Genomic DNA, 17385 nt, shown 5'->3' with positions numbered 1-17385 from the left:
AGGGAGTGGCCGTATGGCACGCGCAGGACTGACACCGGAACGCCTGACCCGGGCAGGTGCCGAGCTGGCCGACGAGGTCGGCTTCGAGCAGGTGACCGTCTCGGCCCTCGCCCGCCGGTTCGACGTCAAGGTCGCGAGCCTGTACTCGCACGTGAAGAACTCCCAGGACCTCAGGACCCGGATCGCCCTGCTCGCGCTCACGGAACTCGCCGACCGGGCCGCCGACGCCCTGGCGGGACGGGCCGGCAAGGAAGCCCTGGCCGCCCTCGCGAACGTCTACCGCGACTACGCCCGGGAGCACCCCGGCCGTTACGCCGCCGCCCAACTGCGACTCGACCCGCAGACGGCGGCGGCGAGCGCCGGCGTCCGGCACGCGCAGATGACCCGGGCGCTGCTGCGCGGCTACGACCTGACGGAACCGGACCAGACCCACGCGGTCCGGCTGCTGGGCAGCGTCTTCCACGGGTACGTCAGCCTGGAGATGGGCGGCGGGTTCAGCCACAGCGCCCCCGACACCGACGTCACCTGGGCCCGGATCCTCGACGCCCTCGACACGCTGCTGCGCAACTGGCCCGAACCCCCCACCGACTCCCGAGGCTGACACCCATGCACACCGAGCACGACTGGATCACCACCCCCCTCACGGCGGACCTGCTGCGCGGCGCCCTCGACGTGGAGCGCACCGAGCACGGGCTGCTCCCGCACCGGCTGCCCGCCCGGGCCCGCGCCCAGAACACCAACGCCCAGCTGGCCATGGCCGAGGCCCAGCCCTCGGGCGTACGGCTGGCGTTCCGTACCGCCGCGACCGCCGTCGAACTGGACACGCTGCGCACCAAGCGCGACTACGCCGGCTTCCCGCCCCGCCCGGACGGCCTGTACGACCTGCTCGTCGACGGCCGCCCGGCCGGCCAGGCCCCCGGGACCGGCGGCAACGTCCTCACGATCGACATGGCCACCTGGGACGGTGAGGTCACGGCGGGCCCGGTCGGTACGGTCCGCTTCACCGGCCTGCCCGCGCGCGAGAAGGACGTCGAGATCTGGCTGCCGCACAACGAGACCACCGAGCTCGTCGCCCTGCGCACCGACGCGCCCGTGCAGCCCGTGCCGGACCGGGGCCGCAAGGTGTGGCTGCACCACGGCAGTTCGATCAGCCACGGCTCCGACGCCGCGAGCCCCACCGCCATCTGGCCCGCGATCGCCGCGTCGCTCGGCGGTGTGGAACTGGTCAACCTCGGTCTGGGCGGCAGCGCGATGCTCGACCCGTTCACCGCGCGCGCCATGCGGGACACCCCGGCCGACCTGATCAGCGTGAAGATCGGCATCAACATCGTCAACGCGGACGCGATGCGGCTGCGCGCGTTCGGGCCGGCCGTGCACGGCTTCCTCGACACGATCCGCGACGGGCACCCCGACGCCCCGCTGCTGGTCGTCTCCTCCATCCACTGCGCCATCCACGAGGCCACGCCCGGGCCCACGGCCCCCGACCTCGGCGCGCTCGGTGAGGGCCGGCTGCGGTTCTCCGCGATGGGCGACCCGGCGGAGGTGCCCGCCGGGAAACTGACGCTCGGCGTCATCCGCGAGGAACTGTCCCGCATCGTCCGGCAGCGCGCCGCCGACGACCCGAACATCCACTACCTCGACGGCCTCGACCTCTACGGCGCGTCCGACGCGGCCGGACTCCCCCTCCCCGACGAGGTCCACCCGGACGCCGCCACCCACCGCCACATCGGCGAACGCTTCCACGAACTGGCCTTCACCGGGAACGGCCCCTTCGCCCCGGCCTCATGACCACGTGACCTCCCGCGCGGGCGTCCACAGCCTGGGGACACCGTGGGGACGCCGTCGCGACTCCCGGGCCTGACAGACAGGTCAGAACGGCAACGGCCTCCCCCGTACCACCTCCAGACGTGACACCGCCCGGGTCAGCACCACGTACAGCCGGTGCAGCCCGCGTTCCTCCGCCTCGGCGATCGTCGCCGGCTCGACGGCCACGACGTGGTCGTACTCCAGGCCCTTGACGACGCTCGCCGGTACCAGGGACACCCGTGCGCCGAGTTCCTCCGGGCCCGCCGCGTCGATGCCGGCCGCGTCCAGGGCCGCCCGGATCCGGGGCACGTCCGCGTCCGCCGGGACGACCCCGACCGAGCCCTCCCGCCCGAGTGCGTCCCGGACGGCCTCCACGACCGCGCCGGGCACACCGTCCGGGTCCGTCTCGCGCATCCGCAACTCCCCGTCCCCGCGCAGCGACCGGGTGGCCGGTACGTCCACGTCCAGCCGCTCCAGCAGCCGGTTGGCGAGGCCGACGACCGCCCGCGGCACACGGAAGCCCGTGGTCAGCTCGACCACGGGCGCGTCCGATTTCCCCAGGTGCGCCAGGACGGTCGGCCACGAGCGGGCCGCCCACGGTGTCGTGCCCTGCGCCAGGTCGCCCAGGACCGTCAGCGAGCCGAAGCGGGCCCGGCGGGCGATGGCCCGGCACTCCATCGGGGACAGGTCCTGTGCCTCGTCCACGACGACGTGCCCGTATCCCTCCGGGTGCTCGATCAGCCCGGCGACCTCGTCGAGGAGCACCAGGTCGGCGGCCGACCAGCGCGCCGACTTCCACGTCCGGGGCGGCTTCCGCCACAGCAGCGCCCGCTGCTCGCCGGGGTCCAGCAGCCCGTCGGCGGCCTCCGCCAGCGCCCCGGGATCGCCGAGCAGTCCGGCCACGACCTCCTCGGGCCGCACCCGGGGCCAGACGGCGTCGACGTACGCGGACAACGGCCGCGCCCGCTCGACCCGGCGCACCCAGGCGTTGGACTGCGGCCCGGCCCGCCGCTCGGCCTGCTCGCGCACCGAGCGCACGATCCGCGACCGCACCCGCTCGCGCCCGACCCCGTACGGCGGTTCCTCCTCCCGCACCCGGGCCACGATCCGCGCCAGCTCCGCCGCCGGCACCCGCCACCGGTACGCCCCGTCGGGCACCGCGAGCGCCTCGCCACCACCGCCGTCGGCGCGCACGCGCGCGTACAGCGCCCTCCGCAGCACCTCGGCCATCCGGGCGTCGTGCTTGACGACGGCCGCCGCCGGCTCGTCATGGCCCCTGACCGGATGCCGTGCGATCTCCTCGGCCGGCGTCGACTGCCGCACACCGGTCTCGCCGAGGGACGGCAGGACCTCCGCGATGTACGACAGGAAGGTGCGGTTGGGCCCGAGGATCAGCAGACCGCCGCGCCGGATGCGCTGCGGGTGTGTGTAGAGCAGGTACGCGGCCCGGTGCAGCCCGACGGCGGTCTTGCCGGTGCCGGGCGCCCCCTGCACGCACAACGACACCGCCAGGTCCCCGCGTACGAGGTCGTCCTGCTCGGGCTGGATCGTCGCGGCGATGTCCCGCATGGGCCCGACGCGAGGCCGTTCGATCTCCCGGGCGACGATCTCACTGGTCCGCGCCTCGCCCTGCCCCAGGTGCTCGTCCTCCAGGCCGGTGAGGTCGCCGGAGTCGCCCCGGCTGCCGGGCGCCCACCCGAACCGCCGGCGCACGGCGACGCCCTGCGGGTCCCGGGCCGAGGCCTGGTAGAAGGCGCGCGAGACGGGCGCACGCCAGTCGACGACGAGGGGCGGTTCGGCGGGATGCTCGGAGATCCGCAGCCGCCCGATGTGCAACTCACCCTGCTCCCCCTGAAGCGCCCCGAAGAACAAGGGCCCCTCGGGCAGCTCACGCAACGCCTTCGCCCTGCTGCGCAGCTGGTATCCGAGGACTTCGGCGTCGGCACCGGACGCGGAGACGTCCTCGCCGACGACGACCTGTTCACCGGCGCCCTGGACCATCGCGGCGAGGGCGTCCCGGCAGCGCTCGTGGTGGGCGCGTTCCCGGTCGAGGAGGTACTGAAGGGCAGGCTCGGTCGACGTCATTCCACCGAGCGTACCGAAAGAACGTAACCGAGTTAAATTTATTACTCAGTATCACTACTGGGCCGGTCCACCCGGACGCGCGGCGGCAGCCCCGCCGCCAGCCACCCGAACGCCCGCTCAGCCGCCGCCACCGCGTCCGCCCGTACGTCCGCCACCCGCTCCCCCGCCGCGATCCGCCGCCAGTTCTCCATCGCGAGGATCCGCTGTACGGCCATGATCTGCCCGGCCGCGAGCCGCGCGTCGAGATCACCCCCGAGCACCTCGGCGAGCGCGGCCTCGGACCGCTCCTGATGCGTGTGCGCCCGGGCCACCAGGGAGGGGGTCCCGTAGAGCAGCCGGTGGAAGGCGAGCACCCGGGGATCGTCGTTGAGCCCGGTCACGGGATCGCACCGCTCCAGCCCCTCCAGAAAGTGCCGCCGCAACGCCGCCACGGGCTCCCCCTCGGCCTCCGTCACGACCCGCGCGGCCTCGCCCTCGTGGTCGGCGATCCGGTGCAGCACCAGATCCTCCTTCGCCGGGAAGTACCGGAACAGCGTCGGCTTGGAGATCTCGGCCGCCGCCGCCACCTCGGCGACGGACACCGCGTCGAACCCCTTCTCCAGAAAGAGCCCGATCGCGATGTCCGACACGACCTGGTACATCCGCTGCTTCTTGCGCTCCCGCAGCCCGATCTCACTCATGCGGCGAGCCTACGCAGTACCGCGGGGCGGGGTTCCCGTCAGGAACCGTGCCAGCGGATCAGCGCGGCCATGATCTGCGAACGGCTCGGCACCTGCGCCAGTCCGAGCGGCTGCGCGGCGGCGGTGAGGATCTTCTGGAGCTTGCCGGCGGCCACGGGCAGGGCCACCCAGTTGAACGCGGCGTCCTCGCGCAGGGACAGCGACACCCGGATGACGTCGGTGAAGACCGACTGCGCCCGCTTGAAGTCGAGGATCAGCGGCAGGTCCCGCTCCCACCCGGACGAGCTGCCCGGCCGGATCCTCTCGACCAGGTCGCACCATTCACGGACCATACGGCTCTCCTGATCGGCCGGATAGCGCATCAGGTAGAGGTGGGTGGCCAGGTCGTAGAGCGGATCGCCCAGCATCGCCAGCTCCCAGTCGATGACCCAGAGCCGGCCCTCCGGGTCGAGGACGAGGTTCTCCCGGTGCAGATCCGCGTGCAGGAGACAGAACGGGCGCTCCTGGAGCCCCAGCACGTGCTTCCTCAGGAGGGTGAACGATTCGTCCGAGATACCGAGCGCGCGGAACAGGCCGGCGAACGCCGTGTGGTTCTTCCGGTAGACCTGCTCCTCGACGAAGACGATCAGACGTTCCAGAAAGCCGTCGCTGTCCCCGTCCTCGGCGCGGTCCCGGTCCTCACAGCGCCGCTGCACACTCAGCATGCCCGGCGTGACCCGCACCATCTCCCGGAAGAGGTCGACGATCTGGTCGAACACCGCGTCGGGAACGCGCCGCCCCGGCCGCCGCTGCTCACCGAGCGTCCGCCCCTCGATGAAGTCCTGGAAGCCCATACCGGCGACATCGACGATGCCGGGGACGCGACTGATGTGCTCCTGGAGGGCGCGCAGCAGCGCCTCCTCCGACTTGAAGCACCTCCGGTCGAACCACAGGATCTCGGAGCGCGGCTCGCGGACCTTGACGGTTCGTGTCCCGCCGGGCAACGCGAGGACGTAGGTCTCGTGGTGGTACCCCTTGAGCGGCCCCTTGACCAGGTTCGGGTCGCCACTCATCTCGACTGCTCGCTGCCGAGCACCGGAGACCGATGGGGGTGTCATTGGGTGGTTCAGCCTGCCCCGGTGGTGCGGATGGTGTAAGGGGGAAGGCACGTTACTCCACCGGACACCGTCATCAGGGGAGAACCCGGCTATCGAGCCGAACTCACCCCCTCTCAGGTGAACCGGCGCTACTGGCCGCGCAGCAACGCCAGTACGGGCTCCAGGGACTCGATCACCGCGTCCGCTCCCGATTCCCTCAGGAGCTTGGCCTTGCGGGGGTTGCTCGCGTACCCGAGGAACGGCACCCCGGCCCGGGCGGCGGCCTCGCGGTCCGAGGGCGTGTCGCCGATCATCAGGGCGTCGGCCGGGGCGGCGCCCATGGCGTTCAGCGCCCGGTTGAGGCAGTGGGGGTCCGGCTTCAGGAGGTGGAGCTCCTGGGTGCGGCCGTACAGGTGGGGGGCGAAACAGCCGACGAGGCCCCGGGTTTCGAGGTACTTGCGCACCACCCGCGGGGAGTTGTTGGTGGTGATCGCGAGGCCGGAGCCCACCGCCGACCAGGTGCGTATCAGCGGATCCGCGTACGGGGTCGGCATCGCCGAGGACGCGGCCCTCAGCTCCTCCTGGGTGAGACGTTCCTCCAGCTCCGCGACGAGGTCGCTGCCGGGGTGCCTGCGGTCCACGGCGCGCAGGACGACCTGCGGGTCGAGCGACTCGCGTTCCGTCTCGGTCAGCAGACCGTGCAGACCCCGGCTCTCCAGCCAGGACACCAGGTCGCTCGCCACCCGGTCCGCCGAGTGACCGGCGAACAGCCGGCAGATGGGCCCGTCGAAGTCCCACAGCACGACACGGGCGCTTTTGATCAGAGTCGGAAGGTGGTGCTGATCGTTCTCGTTCTCGACTGTCGCCGAACCAGTCTGTGTCGTATCAGAAGTCACTAGGAGAGTGTCAGGTCCGTGGTGATGGTTTCCCAGAGGGCGTCGAACCACTTCTGGGATTCCTGCACGAACGCCGCGTCCCGCAGGCCCGCCCGCTTCACGAAGGAGAAGAGGAGCGACTGGGAGCCGAGGACGTCGTACATGTCCAGCGTCTGGCTGCCCCACTCCTCCGCGCGCCTGGTCAGCATGTAGTAGCCGATCAGCGCCTCCTCCCCGTTGAGCAGGTACAGCTTCACGGGCGGGGTGAAGGGCAGCGCGCGGAACGTGACGTGCACGTCGATGCCGTGCGTGGAGCGCAGGGCCAGCAGGTTGTGCTGGAGGACCTGCCCCTGCGCGTTGCGCATCGCCAGCCACCGCGTGTGGACCGGGTTGTCGTCGCCGTGCGCCTCCACGGGGACGGGGAAGGCCAGTTCGATGTCCCGGGACGGGACCAGGATGCGGACGTCGATCGACTCGGGGCGGATCCGGCCTTCGTGGATCAGGCGGAGCGGCTCGCCGATGGCGACCATCAGGGTCTCCGCGGTGTGGCAGACGACGTCGACGCGGACCCGGCGGGCCGAGAACGCCTCGGTGAGCCGCGGCGCCAGGCCCACCATCGTCGGCTGGGGCTCGCCGCGGGCCGGAACGGGTGCGGCGATCCGCGGCGGGCTGCCCTTGCTGACGTCGGCGAGAAGGCCGTCCTCCTGGAGTGCCCGCAGGGCCTGGCGGACGGCGCCGCGCTCCACGCCGAACTCCTCCGCCAGTTCGGCCTGGGTGGGCAGGCGGTCGCCCGGCTTGAGGTCACCGGCGCGGATACGTTCCCGCAGGATGTCGGCGATCTTCTGGGGCGAGAGCCTGCTGCTGCCGTTCACTGCCACGTTCTCCGCCATGTTGTCCTGGGTCACGACCAAACGCTACAACTCTGATCCATCTGACGGGAGTTGTTTGAAAGTTGTTTATTGCTAGTAGCCAAGCGGGGACAACTTAATCAGAGTTGGTTGCCAACTCACCTGAGTTGGCGGAAGTTTTGCTTCCGAAGGGGGAACTCAGATGCCCGCCCTCGCTCTCCTCTCCGCCGCCTTCGTCGTCGCCTTCGAACAGCTCGTCCAGTGGAAGTACGGTCCGGCCGGAATCGTCGGGCTGATCCTTCTCACCGTGGGCATCAAGGCCAAGAGCCCGGCCGTCAGCTCGGCGGGAGCGGTCGTGCTCGCGCTGCTGATGACGGGGCCCGCCCGCTGAGTCAGCTCGTGAGCACCAGTTCCGAACTGATCGTCTCCCACAGCGCGTTGAACCACAGGTGCGACTGCTCGACGAACGTCGTGTCGCGCAGGCCGGGGCCCTGCTGGAAGGAGAACAGCATCGACTGGGTGCCTTGGGCGTCGTACATCTCCAGGTGCTCGTGGTCGATCTCGGCCTCCCGGCGCATCAGCGTGTAGTACGCGAACAGCGCCTCGGTGTTGTTGAGCAGGTACAGCTTCACCGGTGGGGTGAAGGGCAGCGCGCGGAACGTGACGTGCACGTCGATGCCGTGCGTGGAGCGCAGGGCCAGCAGGTTGTGCTGGAGGACCTGCCCCTGGGCGTTGCGCATCGCCAGCCACCGCTCGTGCACCCAGTCGTCGCCGCACCCCTCGACCGGCACCGGGAAGGCGAGGTCGATGTCCCGGCTCGGCAGCAGGACCCGGACGTCGACCTTGGCCGGTTTCAGCCGTCCGGCGTGGATCTGCCGCAGCGGCTCGCCGATGGCGAGCGTGAGGGAGATGGAGGTCAGGCACACGGCGTCGATCTCGACGTGCTCCGCGGCGAAGGCCTCGGCGATCCGGGGTGCGAGGGCCACAGTGGTGGGCAGGGGCGGGGCTTCCGGGCCGGTCAGCGCCCTGGCGGGGTCGGGGGCGACGGTCGCCGGGCTGCCCTTGGACACGTTGGTGAGCAGCCGCTCGGACTGGAGGATGCGCAGGGCCTGGCGTACGGCACCGCGCTCGACACCGAACTCGTGGGCCAGTTGGGCCTGGGTGGGCATGCGTTCGCCCGGCCGCAGTGCTCCTGACCTGATCCGGGCGCGCAGTTCGTCGGCCACCTCGCGATGTGTTCTCTGTGGCCGCTGCGACCTCTTCCGTCCATTGACGGAGGCGTGTTCCGGGTCCACAACCAAACAGTACAACTTCCCGCCATCTTTCGGCAGTTCAGCACCAGGTGGTTATGAGCCGCTTCCAAGCGGAGATAAGTACAGTGAAGTTGGTCGCCAACTTGGGTGACATGGTCAGGCCTTCAAGGGGTTGGCCATCCATCATGGGGCTCCCTTCCGGAGGGGAGCCGGGAGCCCCGACAGCTCGCTACGGATGCGGGATCCCAGTCGTCGGCGGAAGGAGGGCGGCTCAGAACATGTCCGGGCACCAAGGCCGCCTGGACGTGCGCAGCAGGGCGTCGGCCTTCCGGGCGGCGCCCGCTCGTTCTTCCTGGACCCGGCCCAGCGCCGCCAGCCGCACCGCCGACTCGTCACCGAGCCACAGCGCCGCCAACTCGCCCAGTCCGAGAGTCAGTTCCGCGCTCTCGGTGGTCGGCGTGCAGGACGCCCCGGCGGCCGAGGCCTCCAGCCGGTAGCGCCCCCCGGTCAGATCGTCCACGCCGGCGACCTCCAGCACCAGCGTCCCCTCCCCCTCGTACGTCCGCGCCTGAAGCGCCCGTACGACGTCGAGGATCCGCACCCACAGCCAGTCCGACAGCGAGGTGATCCTGGCCGCCCGCGGATCCGGCAGGAGGAACGGGAGCAGGTCGTCGGGCGCCCGCCAGCCGCTCTTGACCGTCACGACCCAGTCGATGGAGCACAGGTACTGCCACAGGGCACGCTCCGCGGCCGGGGTCGCGCCGAGCAGCCACCTCACGGTGGCCGTGTTCAACGGCTGCTTGGCGTCGCCCCAGTGGTCGTCGACCTCGTAGGCGGCCATGCCCTCGACCTCGCCGGAGGCCGAGCGGTACACGGCGAAGAAGGGCAGCTTCCACGACGGGTCGAACCGCAGCGCGCCGGTGTTGAGCTTCCACCACACCTCGTCGCGCGTGATCACACCGGGCTGGGTGCGGCGCAGCCGCTCGTGCAGTTCCGGGCCGAGCTTGCGGACGTCCTCGCCGTCCACCAGGTCGATCCGGCCGCCGTCCGCCGGGCCCGCCCAGCGGGCGTCGAGACCGGCGCGGGGCACGTCGACCGTCCACTCGGACATCCAGGTCGCCGGCCCGAAGCCGTACCGGCCGTAGATCGGGTACTCGGCGGCGATCAGCGTCGCGACGACGTCCCCGCGCTCCTTCGCGGCCGCCAGGTCCCGCGCCATCATCCGGCTGAGCAGCCCGCGGCGGCGGTGGGTGGCGGTGACGGTGACGCCGGAGACGGCGTCGGCCTGGACGCTCGCCCCGCCCACGGCCGTGAGTTCCTGGTCGAAGGACCGGAAGGTCGCCACGCACCGGCCGCCGTCGAAAGCGCCGAGATGACGGCCGGGGACGAACTGCCGGCGACGCCCCTCGATCTCCTCCTCGGACGGGCCCGGCACCCGCAGGAAGCCGGTGTTCACGGCACGCAGCCAGTCGGTGAACTCGGCTTCGGTGATGGGGCGTACGTCGATGCCGTCGGCGCGGGGAGTGGCGGTCATGGATTCACGCTAGGCGGAGGGCCGGTCGGTGTCGCGTAAATATCCGACCGCCGGCCCTCCCCGGGCCCGCGGAGCCTCACACGAGCAGGTCGTCGACCTGGGCCTCCCCCTCGCGGTACCGGCGCGCGATCTCCGCGCTGCACTCGTCGGCGGTGCGCTGGAGCCGCTGCCGCCGCCGGGAGACCTGCTGCTCGTAGCGCACGAGCCGGCCCATCGCGGTGTTCAGCTCCAGGTCCGTCCGGGCGTCCAGGTCGGACAGCTCGACCTCGGCGAGCATCTCCGCGGCCAGCCGCCGGTACTCCTCGCCCCGCGGCGTGCCGAGGGTCAGATGACGGGCGGAGGAACGGTGCCGGGCCGGGGAGTCCCGCAGGATCTCCGCGAGCCGCTCGACGACGGACGCCTCCGCGGGTACGGCCACGGAGGCCGCGCCCACCGGGGTGCGCCGCGTCAGCTCCGCCCGCAGGATGTCGATCCGCCCCTGCAGCAGCCGCCGTACGTAACTGAGGTCGGCTTCGTCGCGCTGGGCGTCGCGGCGCAGCGTGCGCAGCTCGGGCAGGCTCAGCGCGACCAGGTCGTGTTCGGGAGCGTCCGAGGGCAGCGGCGGGCTGTCGGTGCGCTGTGTGGGCGGCCGGTGGTACTCCGGTGCCCCGGTCCCCGTGTGGCTCGACCAGACAGCCCCCAGCGGATGTCCGGTACTGGATGTGCTCATGTGCCTCAACCGTCCCCTCGACCGGTGTGTGAAAGCATCGTGCCACCCCAAGTGGCCGCTATGGGAACGAGTGCCCCCGATAGACCCCAGATGGGCGGTTAAGCAGCAAAATACGGCCGTGCGCGGCCCGTTGGCGCCCTGAGCAAACCACCCTTTCGGGCCATGTGCGAACCACCCGCGGTCTCATGTTCACCGCCCTGCATGATGGACGTATGCGAGCAGTGGTGCAGAGGGTGGACGGCGCGAGCGTCGTCGTGGACGGCGAGACCGTGGGGGCGATCGAGGGCGAGGGGCTGTGCGTCCTCGTCGGCGTCACGCACGAGGACACCAAGGAGAAGGCGGCCCAGCTGGCCCGCAAGCTCTGGTCGGTCCGCATGCTGCACGACGAGAAGTCGTGCAGCGACATCGACGCCCCGCTCCTGGTGATCAGCCAGTTCACCCTGTACGGCGATGCCCGCAAGGGCCGCCGCCCCACCTGGAACGCCGCCGCCCCCGGCGATGTCGCCGAGCCGCTGGTCGACGAGGTGGTCGCCCAGCTGCGCTCGCTGGGCGCGACGGTGGCCACGGGCCGCTTCGGGGCGGCGATGCGCGTATCACTGACGAACGACGGCCCGTTCACCGTGCTGATCGAAATCTGACCCGAAAGGTCTACAAGCTTTACGGCGCGACGACGACTTCCTGGGCGGCGGCGGTGTCCCCGGCCACCAGCGGCGCGTCCACGGCCACGTTCCGCTTCACCAGGGCGAGGGCGACCGGCCCCAGCTCGTGGTGGCGTACGGAGGTCGTGATGAAGCCGATCTTCCGACCGTCGGGGCCGTCGTCCGCGAGCCGGACCTCGGTGCCGGCCACCGGCAGGTGGACCTCGCTGCCGTCCAGGTGCAGGAAGACCAGCCGGCGCGGCGGCTTGCCCAGGTTCTGCACCCGGGCGACCGTCTCCTGGCCCCGGTAGCAGCCCTTCTGGAGGTGCACCGCCGAGCCGATCCAGCCCAGCTCGTGCGGGATGGTGCGGTGGTCGGTCTCGAAGCCGAGCCGGGGCCGGTGCTGCTCGACGCGCAGCGCCTCGTAGGCCAGGATCCCGGCGGGCGGCCCGGCCTGCGCGGCATACGCCTCCAGGTCGGCGCGCGGCAGGAACAGGTCCCGGCCGTACGGCGTCTCCCGTACGACGACGCCCTGCGGCACCTCCGCGATGGAGCCGGCCGGCAGGTGCACGACCGCGATGTCGGCCGTGCGGTCGGCGACCTCGACCTTGTAGAAGAACTTCATGGACTCCAGGTACGCGATCAGCGCCTCCTGGGTGCCCGGCTCCACATGGGCCCAGACGGTCTCGCCGTCGTCGACGAGGTAGAGGGCGTGCTCGATGTGGCCGTTCGCGGAGAGGATCAGCGCCTCGGTGGCCTGGCCGGCCGGGAGGTCGCTGACGTGCTGGGTGAGCAGGAGGTGCAGCCAGGCGAGCCGGTCCTCGCCGGTGACGGTGACGACCCCCCGGTGCGAGAGGTCCACGAAACCGGTGCCGTCGGCGAGGGCACGCTGCTCGCGGAACAGATCGCCGTAGTGGGCGGCGACGCCTTCGTCCACGCCCTCGGCGGGGACGGCGCCGGGCAGGGTCAGCAGGGGGCTCTTCATATCCGTAAGCCTACGACTCGGTAGTTGAAGCCTTGAGGGTGCAGTCCTCACAGCGGCCGAAGATCGCGAAGTGCTTCATGTCGGTGTCGAACCCGAACGTCTGCCGCAGCTTCGCCGTGAACTCGGCCGCCACGGACACGTCCGCCTCGATCACGTTCTGGCAGTCACGGCAGACCAGGTGGAGGTGGTGGTGCCGGTCCGCGAGGTGGTACGTCGGCGCTCCGTGCCCCAGATGGGCGTGGCTGACCAGGCCGAGCTCCTCCAGCAGCTCCAGCGTCCGGTAGACCGTGGAAATGTTGACCCCCGACGCCGTCTTCCTCACTTCCACGAGGATGTCGTCGGGGGTCGCGTGCTCCAGGGTGTCCACGGCTTCGAGCACGAGTTGCCGCTGCGGGGTCAGCCGGTAGCCGCGCTGCCGCAGATCGCTCTTCCAGTCGGTGCTCACCACACCGGCCAGTCTAGAACTACTTGAAGAAGGCGATGCCGTCGTCGGGCATGTCGTCGGGCAGGGCCTTGGCCCAGCGCTCGACCTCCTCCGGGGTGACGACCTTCTTCAGGTGGGCCGACATGTAGGGGCGCAGCTCCACCTCGGGGGTCTGCTTCTCGCCGACCCACATCAGGTCGCTCTTGACGTAGCCGTAGAGCCGCTTGCCGCCGGTGTACGGCTGGGAGGCGGCGGTGCGGGCCACCGCGTCCGTCACGAGGTCGATCTGCGGCTTCTTGTCGGCCAGCTCGCCGTACCAGATCTCGATGACGCCGTCGTCGCGGGTCATCGTCACCTCGACCTTGCGCTCGGCGTCGATCCGCCAGAAGCCGTGCTCGGACTCCAGCGGCCGGACCTTGTTGCCGTCCTTGTCCAGCACCCAGCTGTGGGAGCGGTACTCAAGGAAGTCCCGGCCGTCGTGGGTGAAGGCGACCTCCTGCCCGAAGTTGCACTTCTCGGAGCCGGGGAAGTCGTGCACACCGGCACCGGCCCAGTTGCCGAGCAGGAAGGCGAGCGGGACGAGGTCTTTGTGGAGGTCGGACGGGATCTCGATCATCGGAAGTTCCTAGACGGGGGTCAGCGCTGGCCCTGGTACAGCTTCTTCACGGTCAGTCCGGCGAAGGCGAGGACGCCGACGGCGACCAGGACCAACAGGATTTCGAAGAAAAGCTCCACGGGGTGCTCCTTGAGCGGGGTGCGGATGTGTGCACAGGGCCGGGGCCAGCTTACGCGGGCGCCTTCGGCACTACGATTCCGGCTATGGCGAAGAAGCTGGTGATCAAGGTGACGGCGGGGGCCGACGCCCCCGAGCGGTGTTCCCAGGCGTTCACGGTGGCGGCGGTGGCCGTCGCGAGCGGCGTCGACGTCTCCCTGTGGCTGACCGGCGAATCCGCCTGGTTCGCCCTGCCCGGCCGCGCCGCCGAGTTCGAGCTGCCGCACGCGGCCCCGCTCCCCGACCTGCTCGACTCGGTCCTGGCAGCCGGCCGCGTCACCCTGTGCACGCAGTGCGCGGCCCGCCGCGACATCACGGAGAAGGACGTCATCGAAGGCGTCCGCATCGCGGGCGCGCAGGTCTTCGTGCAGGAGGCGCTGGCGGACGAGACCCAGGCGCTCGTCTACTGAGCCGCCTCCGTGTGGAGGCAGAACGGGTGGCCCGCCGGGTCCAGGAGCACCCGGACGCCGTCCTGCGGCTGGTACGCGGCGAGCCGCGCGCCCTCGGCCAGGGCCCGCGCGGTCTCCTCTTCCAGGTCGTCGACCTCGATGTCGAGGTGGATCATCATCTGCTGCCGGTCCGGCGTACTCGGCCAGACGGGCGGCCGGTAGGCGGGCTCGGTCTGGAAGGACAGGCCGGTGCCGCCGCCCGGCGGCCGGATGTGCACCCAGTCCTGCCACTCCTCCCCGCGCCACACCCGCCACCCGGGCAGCAGCCGCAGGTAGAAGGCGGCCAGCTCACGGGCGTCCGGGGCGTCCAGAGTCGCCGCCGTCAGGCGCACGGTTGCTCCCCCCTCATCGGTTCAGTGCCGCTTCTTGCCGTCCAGCTCGTCCCACCACTCGTCGGACTGGGGATCCCCGGACGGGTCGTCCCACCAGCGGTCCTCCGGCCCCCGGCGGTTCGCGACCATCGCGGCGACGGGCGGGATGACCATGGCCACCACGCACATCCCGACGGCCACAGGGATGGACCACAACCGCACGACACCCCAGGCCAGGACGAAGAGGCCGATGCACAGGCCCATCATCGCGAAGTACGTATGCCGCCGTCGTGCGTACATACGTCCAGCGTAGGTCCGGGCAGCCCGAAGGGCCGCACCCCAGGCGTCCAACCCGTGGGGTGCGGCCCTTCATGGCCTTGCCGCCGTCAGACGGCGATCGCGACCTCCGCCAGGCCGCCCTTCTGGGCGACGACCGTGCGGTCGGCGGTGGCGCCGGGCACGAGGGCACGGACGGTCCAGGTGCCCTCGGCCGCGTAGAAGCGGAACTGTCCGGTCGCCGAGGTCGGCACCTCGGCCGTGAACTCGCCGGTCGAGTCCAGCAGACGGACGTAGCCGGTCACCGGCTCGCCGTCCTTGGTCACCTGACCCTGGATGGTGGTCTCACCGGGCTTGATCGTCGAGGCGTCCGGGCCGCCGGCCTTCGCTCCACACATGTCGTACTCCTGAGAGGTCTTGAAAGGTCGGTCGGTTTGCTTACTTGTTGGCGCCGAGCTCGATCGGCACGCCCACCAGGGAGCCGTACTCGGTCCAGGAGCCGTCGTAGTTCTTGACGTTCTCCACGCCGAGCAGCTCGTGCAGCACGAACCAGGTCAGCGCGGAGCGCTCACCGATGCGGCAGTAGGCGATGGTGTCCTTGGCCAGGTCGACGCTCTCCGCGGCGTAGAGCTCCTTGAGCTCCTCGTCCGACTTGAAGGTGCCGTCGTCGTTGGCGTTCTTGGACCACGGGATGTTGCGGGCGCTCGGCACGTGGCCGGGGCGCTGGGACTGCTCCTGCGGCAGGTGGGCCGGGGCGAGCAGCTTGCCGGAGAACTCGTCGGGCGAGCGCACGTCGACGAGGTTCTGCGAGCCGATGGCCGCCACCACGTCGTCGCGGAAGGCACGGATCGACGTGTCCTGCGGCTTGGCCTTGTAGTCGGTCTTCGGGCGCTCCGGCACGTCGTCGCCGGCGACCAGCTCGCGGGCGTCGAGCTCCCACTTCTTGCGGCCGCCGTCGAGGAGCTTGACGTTCTCGTGGCCGTACAGCTTGAAGTACCAGTACGCGTACGAGGCGAACCAGTTGTTGTTGCCGCCGTAGAGGACCACGGTGTGGTCGTTGCCGATGCCCTTCTCCGACAGGAGCTTCTCGAAGCCCTCCTGGTCGACGAAGTCACGGCGGACCGGGTCCTGGAGGTCCTTGGTCCAGTCGATCCGGATGGCGTTCTTGATGTGGTTCTTCTCGTAGGCGGACGTGTCCTCGTCCACCTCGACGATGGCGATGGTCGGGTCGTCCAGGTGCTCCTGGAGCCAGTCGGCGTCGACCAGGACGTCGCTGCGGCTCATGCTCTTTCTCCTCCGGGGCAGTTGCGGCGGGGCGTGCGAGGTCTGCGGGGCGCGCGCCCATGACGAGGGCGGCGCACAGGTGCCCTTGGTGCAGGGCGGCGGGGATGCGCGCGTCGGCGCATGGGCCGGCGCGGTCGCTCAGAAGGTGCGACAGAGCATGGCGGCGACGCGGCACAGGTCTACTGCCCGCCGCTTCGTGAGATCCGCCTGTCGCTTCATGCTGTCGATCGTAGGGACGGTCGGGCACGCATGTCACCGGTGTGTCGCATGCTGAGACGAGATAATCCGCCATGTGGGACCGAAGGGGTTCGCGCCCGTGCGGGACCAGGATCGCGGTCGCATGTATCCGCCATCACATCTGAGCTGCGGACAGCACCGTCTCGCCCACCGGACACCGCAGGTCCGGTCCGTCTGCGCCTTCCTACCCGGCCAGGCGGACGTTGGAACCCTTCACCGTGATCTCGACGCCGTCGGGCGCGGCCTGGACCTTGTCCAGCTGGATGCCGCCCGGCAGGCCGTCGATCTTCTGCTGGAAGTCGGTGATGGCCCGGACCCGGGACTCGGCGATCTCGACACCGCCGAACTTGGGCAGGCCGTCGGCCTTCACCCGGACGGTGTCGCCGTCGATCACCGTCACCGAGCTGAGCACGGAGACCGGTTCGGGCAGCTTGGTGCCGAGGACGGTGGCCTCGACGGTGACCTTGATCTTGCCGTTGCCGCCGTCGGAGAGGCCGACGACGTGGGCGGTGACGCCCGGGGCGACCTGGGTGGGCTCGGACTTCGCCGTCTTCAGCAGCTCGTCGTAGGCGATGGTCGCGGTGCCGGTGGCGCTGGTGGCGGTGGCGGAGCTGTAGTCGCCGGAGAACTCGACGCCCCGCATGTCGGCCCGGAGGTCGTCGATACGGATCTTCTCGGCGCCGTTGCCCGCGGCGGCCTCGTAGTCGGTGATGCCGACCTCGATGTCGTCCAGGGAGCCGCCGACGACCTGGGTGAGGAACGGGAAGCCCTTGATGGACACGTCCGGGGTGGCGGAGAGGTTCTCGGTGGTCTTCAGGCGGTCGGCGGCCTCGCCCTCGGCGAAGTGCACGGCGACGCGGTCGGCGATCACGAAGAGTCCGCCCAGGATCACGACGAAGATCAGCAGTATTCGCAGTGCGCGCATGCGGTGTTTCCCTCACCTAGGCGGTTGGACGGCGGTCCGGCGTTCGACGACCGAGCGGCCGTCCTTGCGTGAGGGTAACTCCGCGTGGGTCTGGTCCACGGGTTTGTCGATCATCTGTGACAGGCCGGGCGCCCGGCGTCCGTGCCCGGTGCCGGGCGGGTCCGCAGCCCGGCGGAACGGGGTGCCGCTGCGCCCACCCGTGCCGCCCCAGCGGCACG

At 70.8% G+C, this 17385-nt stretch carries 22 protein-coding genes; 5 read left to right on the top strand and 17 right to left on the bottom strand.

Features of this window, described 5'->3' with window-relative positions; genetic code table 11:
- Positions 1 to 13: 13 nt before the first annotated feature.
- Positions 14 to 601 (top strand): TetR/AcrR family transcriptional regulator, encoded by a 588-nt coding sequence (locus SCNRRL3882_RS22120; protein WP_010036165.1) that lies wholly within the window; start codon positions 14 to 16, stop codon positions 599 to 601.
- A 5-nt stretch (positions 602 to 606) separates the two neighbouring features.
- Complete coding sequence (locus SCNRRL3882_RS22115; protein WP_010036168.1) at positions 607 to 1788, top strand: GDSL-type esterase/lipase family protein; 1182 nt, start codon at positions 607 to 609, stop codon at positions 1786 to 1788.
- Positions 1789 to 1869: 81 nt separating this feature from the next.
- Here the strand turns inward: SCNRRL3882_RS22115 and SCNRRL3882_RS22110 are convergent, their stop codons facing one another.
- The 5 genes from SCNRRL3882_RS22110 to SCNRRL3882_RS22090 form a co-directional block, all read right to left on the bottom strand.
- Positions 1870 to 3891 (bottom strand): HelD family protein, encoded by a 2022-nt coding sequence (locus tag SCNRRL3882_RS22110; RefSeq protein WP_010036169.1) that lies wholly within the window; start codon positions 3889 to 3891, stop codon positions 1870 to 1872.
- Between the two features lie 41 nt (positions 3892 to 3932).
- Positions 3933 to 4571 (bottom strand): TetR family transcriptional regulator, encoded by a 639-nt coding sequence (locus SCNRRL3882_RS22105; RefSeq protein ID WP_010036170.1) that lies wholly within the window; start codon positions 4569 to 4571, stop codon positions 3933 to 3935.
- A gap of 38 nt (positions 4572 to 4609) precedes the next feature.
- The gene (locus tag SCNRRL3882_RS22100; RefSeq protein ID WP_010036171.1) at positions 4610 to 5623 is read right to left on the bottom strand and encodes an aminoglycoside phosphotransferase family protein; all 1014 of its coding nucleotides are present in this window, start codon (positions 5621 to 5623) and stop codon (positions 4610 to 4612) included.
- A gap of 173 nt (positions 5624 to 5796) precedes the next feature.
- Entirely contained in the window at positions 5797 to 6594 is a 798-nt protein-coding gene (locus SCNRRL3882_RS22095; RefSeq protein WP_078602765.1) for an HAD family hydrolase, read from the bottom strand.
- Positions 6543 to 7412, bottom strand: coding sequence for a GntR family transcriptional regulator (locus tag SCNRRL3882_RS22090; RefSeq protein ID WP_029180923.1), 870 nt, complete (start codon positions 7410 to 7412; stop codon positions 6543 to 6545). Before SCNRRL3882_RS22090 ends, SCNRRL3882_RS22095 begins: the two co-directional genes overlap by 52 nt.
- Positions 7413 to 7572: 160 nt before the next feature.
- Between SCNRRL3882_RS22090 and SCNRRL3882_RS22085 the strand changes: the two genes are divergently transcribed.
- On the top strand, positions 7573 to 7761 hold the full coding sequence (locus SCNRRL3882_RS22085) for a hypothetical protein (RefSeq protein WP_010036177.1): 189 nt from the start codon (positions 7573 to 7575) through the stop codon (positions 7759 to 7761).
- 1 nt (position 7762) lies between these two features.
- On the opposite strand, the gene SCNRRL3882_RS22080 is transcribed toward SCNRRL3882_RS22085, so the two are convergent.
- The 3 genes from SCNRRL3882_RS22080 to SCNRRL3882_RS22070 all read right to left on the bottom strand — a co-directional run bounded on the left by SCNRRL3882_RS22080 (position 7763) and on the right by SCNRRL3882_RS22070 (position 10866).
- On the bottom strand, positions 7763 to 8671 hold the full coding sequence (locus SCNRRL3882_RS22080) for a FadR/GntR family transcriptional regulator (protein WP_078602766.1): 909 nt from the start codon (positions 8669 to 8671) through the stop codon (positions 7763 to 7765).
- Positions 8672 to 8894: 223 nt separating this feature from the next.
- Positions 8895 to 10157, bottom strand: coding sequence for a GNAT family N-acetyltransferase (locus SCNRRL3882_RS22075; RefSeq protein WP_010036181.1), 1263 nt, complete (start codon positions 10155 to 10157; stop codon positions 8895 to 8897).
- 76 nt (positions 10158 to 10233) lie between these two features.
- A complete protein-coding gene (locus SCNRRL3882_RS22070; RefSeq protein WP_010036183.1) occupies positions 10234 to 10866 on the bottom strand; it encodes a hypothetical protein in 633 nt (210 codons plus the stop codon).
- A 212-nt stretch (positions 10867 to 11078) separates the two neighbouring features.
- On the opposite strand from SCNRRL3882_RS22070, the gene dtd reads away from it, so the two are divergent.
- On the top strand, positions 11079 to 11504 hold the full coding sequence (dtd, locus tag SCNRRL3882_RS22065; protein WP_010036184.1) for a D-aminoacyl-tRNA deacylase: 426 nt from the start codon (positions 11079 to 11081) through the stop codon (positions 11502 to 11504).
- A gap of 19 nt (positions 11505 to 11523) precedes the next feature.
- On the opposite strand, the gene SCNRRL3882_RS22060 is transcribed toward dtd, so the two are convergent.
- From SCNRRL3882_RS22060 to SCNRRL3882_RS22050, 3 genes are read right to left on the bottom strand one after another with little or no spacing between them, the layout of a single operon-like run.
- Positions 11524 to 12489: a YgfZ/GcvT domain-containing protein gene (locus tag SCNRRL3882_RS22060; protein ID WP_010036185.1), complete on the bottom strand. Its 966-nt coding sequence runs from the start codon at positions 12487 to 12489 to the stop codon at positions 11524 to 11526.
- 10 nt (positions 12490 to 12499) lie between these two features.
- Positions 12500 to 12937: a Fur family transcriptional regulator gene (locus SCNRRL3882_RS22055; protein WP_010036186.1), complete on the bottom strand. Its 438-nt coding sequence runs from the start codon at positions 12935 to 12937 to the stop codon at positions 12500 to 12502.
- Between the two features lie 16 nt (positions 12938 to 12953).
- Positions 12954 to 13529 carry an FABP family protein gene (locus SCNRRL3882_RS22050; protein ID WP_010036187.1) on the bottom strand — a complete coding sequence of 192 codons (576 nt, stop codon included), beginning with the start codon at positions 13527 to 13529 and terminating at the stop codon, positions 12954 to 12956.
- Positions 13530 to 13732: 203 nt separating this feature from the next.
- On the opposite strand from SCNRRL3882_RS22050, the gene SCNRRL3882_RS22040 reads away from it, so the two are divergent.
- Entirely contained in the window at positions 13733 to 14095 is a 363-nt protein-coding gene (locus SCNRRL3882_RS22040; protein ID WP_010036190.1) for a DsrE family protein, read from the top strand.
- Here SCNRRL3882_RS22040 and SCNRRL3882_RS22035 read toward each other — a convergent pair.
- The 6 genes from SCNRRL3882_RS22035 to SCNRRL3882_RS22010 all read right to left on the bottom strand — a co-directional run bounded on the left by SCNRRL3882_RS22035 (position 14089) and on the right by SCNRRL3882_RS22010 (position 17167).
- On the bottom strand, positions 14089 to 14466 hold the full coding sequence (locus SCNRRL3882_RS22035; RefSeq protein ID WP_010036196.1) for a VOC family protein: 378 nt from the start codon (positions 14464 to 14466) through the stop codon (positions 14089 to 14091). The two genes, SCNRRL3882_RS22040 and SCNRRL3882_RS22035, sit on opposite strands and share 7 nt — an antisense overlap.
- Before the next feature lie 21 nt (positions 14467 to 14487).
- The gene (locus SCNRRL3882_RS22030) at positions 14488 to 14745 is read right to left on the bottom strand and encodes a DUF3099 domain-containing protein (RefSeq protein ID WP_029180924.1); all 258 of its coding nucleotides are present in this window, start codon (positions 14743 to 14745) and stop codon (positions 14488 to 14490) included.
- Positions 14746 to 14831: 86 nt separating this feature from the next.
- Positions 14832 to 15119, bottom strand: coding sequence for a DUF1416 domain-containing protein (locus tag SCNRRL3882_RS22025; RefSeq protein ID WP_010036201.1), 288 nt, complete (start codon positions 15117 to 15119; stop codon positions 14832 to 14834).
- A 40-nt stretch (positions 15120 to 15159) separates the two neighbouring features.
- Complete coding sequence (locus SCNRRL3882_RS22020; protein WP_010036204.1) at positions 15160 to 16005, bottom strand: sulfurtransferase; 846 nt, start codon at positions 16003 to 16005, stop codon at positions 15160 to 15162.
- Between the two features lie 138 nt (positions 16006 to 16143).
- A complete protein-coding gene (locus tag SCNRRL3882_RS42635; protein ID WP_350310325.1) occupies positions 16144 to 16224 on the bottom strand; it encodes a putative leader peptide in 81 nt (26 codons plus the stop codon).
- A gap of 202 nt (positions 16225 to 16426) precedes the next feature.
- Positions 16427 to 17167 carry a DUF2993 domain-containing protein gene (locus SCNRRL3882_RS22010; RefSeq protein ID WP_010036208.1) on the bottom strand — a complete coding sequence of 247 codons (741 nt, stop codon included), beginning with the start codon at positions 17165 to 17167 and terminating at the stop codon, positions 16427 to 16429.
- Between the last annotated feature and the right edge of the window lie 218 nt (positions 17168 to 17385).

It is taken from the genome of Streptomyces chartreusis NRRL 3882 (genome assembly GCF_900236475.1).
In the GTDB taxonomy this organism is placed as follows: domain Bacteria; phylum Actinomycetota; class Actinomycetes; order Streptomycetales; family Streptomycetaceae; genus Streptomyces; species Streptomyces chartreusis_D.
Note: the sequence above shows the minus strand (reverse complement) of the source record. Positions and strands in the feature narration are given on the sequence as shown.